General features: G+C 70.8%; 10 protein-coding genes and 1 pseudogene. 7 read left to right on the top strand and 4 right to left on the bottom strand.

From position 1 onward, the window contains the following. Positions 1–135 precede the first annotated feature (135 nt). The gene (locus tag OTB19_RS40230; RefSeq protein WP_267803781.1) at positions 136–531 is read left to right on the top strand and encodes a TOBE domain-containing protein; all 396 of its coding nucleotides are present in this window, start codon (positions 136–138) and stop codon (positions 529–531) included. 51 nt (positions 532–582) lie between these two features. Here the strand turns inward: OTB19_RS40230 and OTB19_RS43860 are convergent, their stop codons facing one another. Next, positions 583–1257: a PucR family transcriptional regulator gene (locus OTB19_RS43860; protein ID WP_420717007.1), complete on the bottom strand. Its 675-nt coding sequence runs from the start codon at positions 1255–1257 to the stop codon at positions 583–585. A gap of 48 nt (positions 1258–1305) precedes the next feature. Here OTB19_RS43860 and OTB19_RS40220 point away from each other — a divergent pair. From OTB19_RS40220 to OTB19_RS40210, 3 genes and pseudogenes are all read left to right on the top strand, one after another. After that, positions 1306–1536: pseudogene (locus OTB19_RS40220) on the top strand (molybdopterin-dependent oxidoreductase); the annotation flags it as partial. A gap of 365 nt (positions 1537–1901) precedes the next feature. After that, the gene (locus tag OTB19_RS40215) at positions 1902–3971 is read left to right on the top strand and encodes an RICIN domain-containing protein (protein ID WP_267803780.1); all 2070 of its coding nucleotides are present in this window, start codon (positions 1902–1904) and stop codon (positions 3969–3971) included. Positions 3972–4064: 93 nt separating this feature from the next. After that, positions 4065–4679: a hypothetical protein gene (locus tag OTB19_RS40210; RefSeq protein ID WP_267803779.1), complete on the top strand. Its 615-nt coding sequence runs from the start codon at positions 4065–4067 to the stop codon at positions 4677–4679. Between the two features lie 15 nt (positions 4680–4694). Here the strand turns inward: OTB19_RS40210 and OTB19_RS40205 are convergent, their stop codons facing one another. Further along, positions 4695–4886 (bottom strand): DUF397 domain-containing protein, encoded by a 192-nt coding sequence (locus OTB19_RS40205; RefSeq protein WP_267803778.1) that lies wholly within the window; start codon positions 4884–4886, stop codon positions 4695–4697. Beyond that, positions 4883–5740 (bottom strand): helix-turn-helix domain-containing protein, encoded by an 858-nt coding sequence (locus tag OTB19_RS40200; RefSeq protein ID WP_267803777.1) that lies wholly within the window; start codon positions 5738–5740, stop codon positions 4883–4885. The genes OTB19_RS40205 and OTB19_RS40200 overlap by 4 nt, the downstream gene beginning before the upstream one ends. Positions 5741–5897: 157 nt before the next feature. Here OTB19_RS40200 and OTB19_RS40195 point away from each other — a divergent pair, with 157 nt between their 5' ends. The 3 genes from OTB19_RS40195 to OTB19_RS40185 all read left to right on the top strand — a co-directional run bounded on the left by OTB19_RS40195 (position 5898) and on the right by OTB19_RS40185 (position 8113). Next, positions 5898–6263 (top strand): ATP-binding protein, encoded by a 366-nt coding sequence (locus tag OTB19_RS40195; RefSeq protein WP_267803776.1) that lies wholly within the window; start codon positions 5898–5900, stop codon positions 6261–6263. 345 nt (positions 6264–6608) lie between these two features. Then, the gene (locus OTB19_RS40190) at positions 6609–7574 is read left to right on the top strand and encodes a helix-turn-helix domain-containing protein (protein ID WP_267803774.1); all 966 of its coding nucleotides are present in this window, start codon (positions 6609–6611) and stop codon (positions 7572–7574) included. A 26-nt stretch (positions 7575–7600) separates the two neighbouring features. Beyond that, positions 7601–8113, top strand: coding sequence for a hypothetical protein (locus tag OTB19_RS40185; RefSeq protein ID WP_267803773.1), 513 nt, complete (start codon positions 7601–7603; stop codon positions 8111–8113). A 69-nt stretch (positions 8114–8182) separates the two neighbouring features. Here OTB19_RS40185 and OTB19_RS40180 read toward each other — a convergent pair whose 3' ends face one another. Further along, complete coding sequence (locus OTB19_RS40180; RefSeq protein ID WP_267803771.1) at positions 8183–8995, bottom strand: VOC family protein; 813 nt, start codon at positions 8993–8995, stop codon at positions 8183–8185. Positions 8996–9184 lie beyond the last annotated feature (189 nt).

The raw sequence follows: 9184 nt of genomic DNA, 5'->3' as shown, positions 1-9184 counted from the left end.
CTTCCTGCCCTCAGGCCTGCCCTTCGGCAGTCCCGAGGACTGCCTCGACTGCGCCTGCTACCTCTACCTCGGCGACCAGCCGACCTGACCAACACCCCTCCACGAACTTTCGCGGTGCAGCACTAGGCTGCGGCCGTGCCGTCGTACTCCATGGGTCAGGCCGCGAACCTGCTGGGCGTCAGCCCCGAGACCGTCCGCCGTTGGGCGGACGCCGGAAGGCTGCCCGTCCACCGCGCGTCCGACGGGACGCGGACGGTGGACGGGGTGGCGCTGGCCGCCTTCGCGAAGGAGCGGGCGGCGAGTCCGGCGCCGGTCGCCGGGGCCGTCGCGACCTCCGTGCGGAACTCCTTCGCGGGGATCGTCACCGCGGTCCGGGTCGACGACGTGGCGGCCCAGGTGGAGATCCAGTCGGGTCCGCACCGGGTCGTCTCGGTCGTCACGCGGGAGTCGGTGGAGCAGCTCGGGATCGCGGTGGGGGTGTGCGTCACGGCGCGGGTGAAGTCCACCGAGGTGTACATCGACCTGGGCTGAGGCCCGTCGGCCCCGCGAGGGCCCCGCACCGGCCCCCTCGACAGCCTCCGCTCACCCGCAGCGCAGCGCCGCGTACAGGTCGAGCTTGTGGTCGAGGCGCGAGAGGTCCCGGCCGATCAGGGTCTCCACGCGCTCGATGCGGTAGTGGACGGTGTTGACGTGCAGGTGCAGGGCTTCGGCGGTGCGCGCCCAGGAACAGTTGTTCGCGAGGAACACCTCCAGCGTCTCCCGGAGCATGCCGTCGCCGAGTGATCCCAGGGTCCGTGCCGCGAAGACGGTGCGGACCTCGGGCGGTACCCCGGCGAGCAGTTCGGTGAGGGTGTCCAGTTGCTCGACTCCGCGTACGGGGACGTCGTCGTCGGCCGCGGTGAGGGCGAAGCGGGCCTGGTTCAGGGACCCGCGGAGCGCCTCGGCGGTGGAGGCGCGGGTGCCCGCGCCGAGGCGCAGGTCCACGTCCGGTTCGGCGCAGGCGCGGACGAGCGGCCACACCGAGCGGAGCAGGCCGGGGACGTCGAGTCCGGCGGAGGGGTCCTCGTACAGCACGGCGGTGACGTCGCCGATCGCGGCGGGGACGGTGTCGAGGTGGCGCAGGGCCTGGGCGAGGGCGGAGACGAAACGGTCCGCCTTCGCGAGGTCGCCCTCGAGGAGGACCTGTTCATCGCCTCGTACGGGATGAAGCAGTGCATGGACGTCGTCCGCAAGGCGATCGCCGAGGACCGCAGCCACGAGGACGTCCTCGAGGGCTGGCTCACCGGTCAGGGCACGGCGGTCGCGATGATCGCGGTGAGCGGCGGGGACGGCCACCACAGCGTGCTGTCCTGGGCGGAGTTGGACTCCGACTTCGGGGCCACCCCGGCCCTGTTGGCGACCCGCCTCGACGGAGAGGACCTCGACGAGGCGGGGAGCCAGCTGGTGGTGCCGTCGGACCGCTGCGGGGCGCGTTACGTCAGCGCGGTCACGCACGTGTGGTTCGGTGCGCTGACGCCGCCGCCCCTGGGGCTATGACAAGGGCTCCGGCGCGGGCCGCGGCGCGGCTCCGAGCAGGGCCGGCGCCCGTCCCGGGTATTTCCTCACGGTTGGTGACCGCGAGAATTCAGCAGGTGAGCGATAGATGAATCCCTGACTGAATTGTCGTCAATAAGCTTCCACTTCTTATCTCGATTTGATAACGACCTCCCTGATAAGGCCTGGACCTTTGCGCCGCTACACGCGTAACTCACCTTGTTTGCACAGGAGTTGACAGTTCATCAAATCAAACCAGAAGGTAACGGTCTGATTTCTTGGGGCCAATTCCTGTTTGTCCGAATTCTCCGTACCGCCCTTCTGGCAGGCTTCCGCGCACCCACCCCCCATCACGATTTGAGGTGCGCATGACCAGACGTAGAAGGCGTGAACACCGGCGCAAACCACGCCGGTTCATACTCGTCACCGCCGCCATGGCCACCGCGGCGGTGATCGCGGGAGGCGTCGCCTACTCCGGACTGGGCGACAACGCCCAGGCGTCCCCGCCCGCACAGGCCGAAGCCCTCGCCGCGGAGATACCCGCGCCCGCCGCCGCACCCGCCCGGGACGCCGAGCCGGCCGTCATCAAGGACGCGCCCGCCAACGAGAACGCTCGCGGCATGATCTACGACGGTCTCAAGGCCGCGCCGAAGGGCGACCGTTGCGTCGGCGTCTACCGCACCGACGCCGGGCACTGCACCCACGGCCCCGACGCACCGCCCAAGGGCGTCGACATCAAGAAGGACATCCCGCCCGTCGTCAAGGCGAAGGCGCCCGCGGCCGACCCGGCCCGCCCCGCGTCCGACGACCCGGCCCCCGCAGAGGGAGGCAAGCGCGCCCAGGACGCGCCCGCCGCCGACGCGCAGGCGGCCACGAACACCGCCAAGGCCGCCCCGGCCCCCGCCGCCTCGGCCGCCTCCGGCCAGGCGGTCGCCGCAGGGCCCGCCGGCCAGACCGTCCAGTGCGACGGCGACGGCAGCACCGGCAACCGCGTCCAGGTCGTCTACGTGCACGGCCCCGACCGCGACCGGTACTCCGAGTACGTGGCCTCGTTCCGCAAGTGGGCCGTCGACGCGGACCTCATCTACTCCACGAGCGCCAAGGAGACCGGCGGAGTCCGCCACATCCGCTACGTGACGGCCGCGGACTGCACGCCGACCGTGCTCAACATCGAGCTTCCGGCGTCCGCCCTCTCCGAGTTCAGCGCGAGCAACAAGGCGCTCGCCGGCAAGGGCCTCGACCGCCGCGACCGCAAGTACATGATCTTCGCGGACACGCAGGTCTACTGCGGCATCGGCACCTTCAACGGCGACGAGCGCCACGGCCAGGACAACCTGAGCAACTTCGGCCCCTCCTACGGCCGTACCGACTCCGGCTGCTGGGGCGGCCACACCGCCGCGCACGAGCTGGGCCACAACCTCGGCGCGGTCAACAACAGCGCCCCCAACACCAGCCGCGGCGCGCACTGCACGGACGAGTGGGACGTCATGTGCTACTCGGACACCCCGTACTACCCCACGATGCGCAACGTCTGCACCAACCAGGCGGCCGAGAACATCCTGGACTGCAACCACGACGACTACTTCCACACCAGTCCCAAGGCGGGCAGCTACCTCGCCACGCACTGGAACATCGCGGACAACCAGTTCCTGATGCGCGCGGCCGGCGGCGGGGGCGGAACCGACCCGAACCCCAAGCCGACGCCCACCCCCACCCCGAAGCCCACGCCGACCAAGATGCCCACGGGCGGCCCCACGGTCACGGCCGGACAGATCCAGTCCGACTCCGTCGTGGTGAGCTGGCCGAAGGTGGAGGGCGCCGCCTGGTACCAGGTGCAGCTGAACGGCAAGCACCTGACCTGGACCCAGTCGCAGACCCTGCGGATCTACAACCTGAAGCCGGGCAGCGAGTACAAGATCGCCGTGTCGGTGCGGGACTCCGCCGGCCGTGACAGCGGCGCCGGCAAGACCACGACGTTCCGTACGAAGAGCACGGGCGGCGGCGCCACCACCAAGCCGAACACCCGCTACCTGCTGGGCAACGGCAGCACCGGCATGAACGCCGAACTGTGGGGCGGCCGGACCGCCGACGGGACGGTCCTCGTCGGTGGCCGGGCCAACGGCTACGCCCAGCAGCAGTGGTACTTCGACGACGCGGGCAGCGGTCTCGTCCGCATCCGCTCCGCCGTCTCCGGCAAGTGCCTCCAGCCGGGCGCCGCGGCGGCGGCCGGCATGTGGGTCGCGCAGCAGCCCTGCACGAACTCCGGCGCGCAGAAGTGGCGGGTCACCGCCCGCGGCAACGCCGTGACCGTGACGGACCCGGGCGGCGGTTTCGCCCTGACGGTCAGCAACCGGCCGTACTACGGGAACTGGCTGCTCGACCTCCAGCGCGCGGACGGCCGCGCGGCGCAGGCGTGGACGGTACAGAAGGCCGCCTGACCCTCCTCGTGAACCCCCGGCGGACGGCCCCTCCCCACGCGGGGCCGTCCGCCGGCTCCCTCATCTCGACCCACCGCACTTCGGAGTACCGCGATGATGCGCACCAGACACGCGTTCCTGTTCCTGTTCCTGTTGCTCGCACAGGGCCTGGCCGTATCCACCGACGCGCACGCGCACGGTGACACCGTCAAGGTGGTGATCACCGGACAGCGCGAGGGGCACGTCACCACAGAGATCACCTGGGAGAACGACGGGGATCCCGTCGAAGAGGCCGTGGCCGCCACGGTGAACGCGGCCAACCCCGACGGCTCCCGCACCATGGGCCCCTGGCGACTGGTCCGCGACGCGGGCACGCCCAGCGGCTGGTCCACGACCGAGGTACTGCCGCCGGGCACGTGGAAGGTCACGGTGGACGTGGGCTTCCCCGACCTGGGACACGGAGAGAGCGAGATCGCGGTTCCGGTGACCGACCCCGCCCCGTCGACCGCGCCGTCGACCGCCCCCACGACGGAGCCGAGCCCCGTCGCCTCCCCGACCCCGTCCGCGCCCACCGCCTCCACCCCGCAGATCCCGGACCCGTCCACCGCCCCGGTGGCGAAGAAGTCCGACGACACCGTCTGGTGGACCACGGCGGGCGTGGTGGTCATCGCCCTCGCCGGCGCGGCGGTCGGCATCCTCCTGCGCCGCGCACGGGCCCGCAGGCGCTGACCCGCGCGAGCCGTTTCAGGCCTGGGAGGCGTACGACACGAAGCCCGCCCAGGCCTGCGGCGTGAGCGAGAGCCGGGGTCCGGGGACGTGCTTCGAGTCCCGGACGTGCACCGTGCCGGGGGTCGTGGCGACCTCGACGCAGTCATCGATCTCGCTGCTGCTGCTGTAGCTGCTCTTGAACCAGTCCAGCTCAAGGTCTTTGATCATGTCTCTCCCAGCAGATGCTCGATGAAGGCCCGGGACTCCCACGGCGTCAGCGCCTGGGCCCGGATCGTCCCATAACGCAGCTCAAGGACCTGGAGCTGCTTGCGGTCGGAAACGGGACGTCCGTTGAACGCGCCTTCGGAGCGCCCCACCGCCGTGCCATCACCGAACTTGAGCAACTCGATGTTGCCTGCCATGCCGGCGTGCACCTCACGATCCGTCGGCATCACCTGGATCGACACGTTCCGCAACTGCCCGACGCACAGGATGCGTTCGAGCTGCGCTTCCCAGACCATTGTGCCTCCGATGCGACGCCGAAGCGATGCCTCCTCCTGCACGATGGTGATCGCCGGAGCGAGCTCGCGGTCGAAGACCGACCGTCGCGCCAGCCGCCCCGCGACACCTCGTTCCACCTCTTCGAGCGTGTGCGTCGGCTGCCTCATCTCGAACAGCGCCCGGGCATGTCCTTCGGTCTGCAACAGGCCATGGATGTTGTGCGTGTGATAGCCGCAGATCTCGACCGCGTCGGCTTCCATCTTCGCCAAGGCCCGAACCGTCTTCGGGTAGCGGGCGCGGCCCAGGTCCTCCTTCATCGCCTTGATGAGGCCGCCGGCCTCCAGCGCCTCGTCCACCCTGTCCAGGTACTCCGGCTTGGCGATCCGCTTGCCGGCCTCGACCTTGTAGATCAGGCCCTCGCCGTACCGGATCCGCGCCGCCAGTTCCGCGACCCGCACGCCCAGCGCCTCCCGCCGGGCCCGCATCTGGCGACCGAACGCCGCGACGATGTCCGCCCCCTGTTCGTCCTCGGGGTCCACCGACCAGCTGTGCTCTTCCGTACCGTCACTGTCCACGCTCACGCGCGCCTACCTCCGACGAGCCCGAAGTTTCGCTACTCCCCGTACCCGCGCGCGCCCGCCGGACAGTCCGGACAGGCTTGGACAGGCCTCGTACAGACCTTGTACGCAAGGCCGTTACGCCTTCTCAGGCTACGCACGAGCGGCCACGCTGCGTGACATGAATCCTCAACTCGCCTTCTCCCTCCAGCTCTCCGCCACGCCCCGCGCGGCCCGGCTCGCCCGGCTGCTCACCGTCGAGCAACTCCGCTCCTGGGGCGTTCCCTTCGAGGACGCCGCGCAGCTCGTCGCGGAACTCTGCGCGAACGCGATCACGCACGGCCGGGTCCCGGGGAGGGACTTTCGGCTGGACATCAGCGTCGACGCGACCCGGGCCGTACGGATCGAGGTGGCCGACCCACGCGGCGACGTGCCGATCGGCGAACCGCGCTGCGGGCTGACGATCGTCGAGGCGCTCTCGGACCGCTGGGGGAGCACTCCCGGGCCCGCTCCGAGGAAGGTGGTATGGGCCGAACTGAAGTGCTGAAGAACGTGCTTGATGCTGGTCGGACCGGGTCGCGGCCGGCCGGGACCCGGTGGCCCGCGATGCTTCTTTTTTGCTTCGCAGTACCAGGGGAAAGAACCTGCCCCACCCCTCCAGCCTCCCGCCGGGGCGCCCTCACTCACACGAGTGAATGGCCCCAACTTGGCTGGCAAGAGCGCCCGTTGCCTGGCATATGCTCGGCCCCGACAACTCCAGACACAGGACGGCCCCCGGCCGGGACGGCAATCCCGATCGAGGGCCTGACCACGAGAAGGACACAACTTCCCGATGGCTTTCCAGCACCCTAGCGCCCCCGCGCGCGCGGCGTACGGCGTTCAGCACTGCACCGTGCGTCTCACCCGTGGCTTCACGGTCGTCAGCAACGACCTCGCCCAGCACCCGACGCTGTCGATGGAAGCCCGAGGCATCGGCGTGTACATCCAGTCGCTGCCCGGAGACACCCAGGTCGGCATCAAGGTCCTGGTCGGCAAGTTGCCGCTGGGCGAGGTGTGCATCGCCTCGGCCCTGCGCGAGCTGGAGAGGCACGGTTTCCTGGGACGCACCAAGGAACGCCTCCCGAACGGGCGCATCGTCACCCGTACGGTGTGGCGCAACCACCCCGGCGCGGCCGCCCTCGCGCCCGGCGCCCCGGAAACCCCGCCGCCGCCCCGGCCCGTACCCCCGCCGGAGCCCGCCCCCAAGCCCGACCCGGAGCCCGAGACCGCGCCGGAGCCCGAGACCGCGCCCGAGGAGCCCGAGACCGCGCCCACGACCCCGGTCGAGGCCCCGGTCGAGCCCCCGGCCCCCGCACCCGCACCCGCGATGACGCTGCCCGCCCCCGTCAACCCGGACAACCCGGCCCGCCGCCGACTCGCCGTCGAACTCCTCGCGGAACTACGCCGCGCCGACGCCCGCCTGCTCCTCGGCGAGCAGGACGTCCGGCGCCTGGCGGGCGCCGTCGAAGCCTGGCTGGAACGCGGCGCGACCCACCAGGCGATCACCGCCGCCCTGTGCGCGAACCTCCCCGAGCGCCCCCGCAGCCCCGCCGGCCTGGTCGCGCATCGCCTCACCGTGCAGCTCCCGCCCCGGTTGGCCGCCCTCCCCCACCGCACGGCCTTCGTCCCGCCCGACCCCTTCACCACCTGCGAGACATGCGACCGGGCCTTCCGCAGCCCCACCCGAGGCGGCCACTGCAAGGACTGCGCGAAGGACGAGAACGGCGAAGCGCGCGCCGCCGGACCCTGCGGGCCGACCCGGCCACGCCCCCTCACCGTAAGATCGTTTGCGTCCCGAACCTCCCGTTCCGGGACGTGAGTTCCGATCGCAGCGAAGGACCGCCCGTGGACGACGCACCCCCGACGACCCTTCAGGACACGCGTTTCGGCGCGATCACCGTCCGCCTCGAAGGCCAGGAACGCGTCGAGATCGAAGGTCCGGAAATCCCCCCGGTCTCCCTGGTCCGCGCCCCCGACTCCGAGGTGGACCCGCAGATCCGCATAGGCACCCGCGACCCGGAACACCTCACCCTGACCATCGACGGCCGGACCAGCCCGCTGCTCCCGGCGAAGGGCCGCCTGACCAGGAGTTCGTACCGCGTCGAGGTCGAGCACGAGGGCGCGCGCTACGTCCTCGTCCCGGACTCCGTCCCCGGCAGTCGCCTCACCCGCGACGGCACCCACCTCGGGGACTTCACCGCCGACGGCGACGCGCTCGTCATCGCCGAGTGGCAGGAGGACGTGGACCTGCGGCCCCTGGACGCCTCCGTCGGCTACGCCCTGGCCGCGGCCTTCGGCACGGGCGCCCAACCGATGTGGATGATGATCGTGGACGGCGTGTCGTCCGCCCTCCCGTAAGAACGGTCACCGCGGGACGGGGCCCCGGACCCGGAGCCCCGCCGCACACCTCCACTGGTCGAACTTCGGCTACTCGAACTTCGGCATCTCGCCCGTCGTCTTCGACATGTCGATCACCGCGAACGCCGCACCCTGCGGGTCCGCCACCGCCGCGAACCGCCCGAACGGGCTGTCCATCGGCCCGAAGTGCAACTTCCCGCCGTGCTTCTTGGTCTTGGCGACCGCCTCGTCGCAGTCGTCGACACCGAAGTAGACCTGGACGTACGAGGGGATCTCCGGCGGGAAGTCGGTCCCCATGTTCATCCGGCCCAGCACCGGGTTCTCCTTGCCGCCCAGGCTGAAGACCTTGAAGTCCATCCCGGCCATCTCCGGGTCGTCCCCCGCGTCCATCTGCTGCTCGCCGTACGGGAAGACCTTCGGGAGGAACGCGTCGGCCTTCGCCACGTCCCGGCTGAAGACCTCCGCCCATGCGTACGAGCCCGCCTCGCCCATCCGCTCGAAGCCCTTGTGCTCGCCCGGCTGCCAGACCCCGAACACCGCGCCGCTCGGCTCCTTCGCGATGGCCATCGTCCCGAAGGCGCCGACCTGCATCGGCTCCATCAGCAGCTCGCCGCCCGCGCCCTTGATCTTCTCCGCCGTCGCCGCCGCGTTCGACGAGGCGAGGTACAGACACCACTGCGAGGGAGCATCGGCCCCCGGCATCGGCGGGACGACGGCCGCCACGGCCTTCCCGTCCTTGTAGGCCTGCGTGTAGTTGCCGTACTCGCTGCTCGCATCGCCGAAGGTCCAGCCCAGCACGTCGGCGTAGAAGCTCTTCGCGCCCTCCACATCGGTGAACATCGCGTCCACCCAGCAGGGAGCGCCTTCCGGGAACTCAGTCATGATCGATCGACTCCTGTGTCGGTACGACTGTCGTGTACGACGTGACCCGTCTCGGTTCACACGCTAGTGCTGCACCGCGAAAGTTCGTGGAGGGGGGTTGGGCCGGTCAGGCCGGGCTGCCGAGGTAGAGGGTGCCGGCGCAGGTAAGGCAGTCCTCGGGACTGCCGATGGGGAGGCCGGTGGGGAGGA

Origin of the sequence: Streptomyces sp. H27-H5 (assembly GCF_026627505.1) — a bacterium.
GTDB lineage: Bacteria > Actinomycetota > Actinomycetes > Streptomycetales > Streptomycetaceae > Streptomyces.
The sequence above is the reverse complement of the archived record's forward strand: the minus strand, read 5'-3'. Positions and strand labels throughout refer to the sequence as shown.

Bases quoted from the DNA above. Each gene is read 5' to 3' on its own strand.
- OTB19_RS40215 (WP_267803780.1), top strand. From the start codon at position 1,902: ATGACCAGACGTAGAAGGCGTGAACACCGGCGCAAACCACGCCGGTTC.
- OTB19_RS40180 (WP_267803771.1), bottom strand. From the start codon at position 8,995: ATGACTGAGTTCCCGGAAGGCGCTCCCTGCTGGGTGGACGCGATGTTC.
- OTB19_RS40210 (WP_267803779.1), top strand. From the start codon at position 4,065: ATGATGCGCACCAGACACGCGTTCCTGTTCCTGTTCCTGTTGCTCGCA.
- OTB19_RS40195 (WP_267803776.1), top strand. From the start codon at position 5,898: ATGAATCCTCAACTCGCCTTCTCCCTCCAGCTCTCCGCCACGCCCCGC.
- OTB19_RS40205 (WP_267803778.1), bottom strand. From the start codon at position 4,886: ATGATCAAAGACCTTGAGCTGGACTGGTTCAAGAGCAGCTACAGCAGC.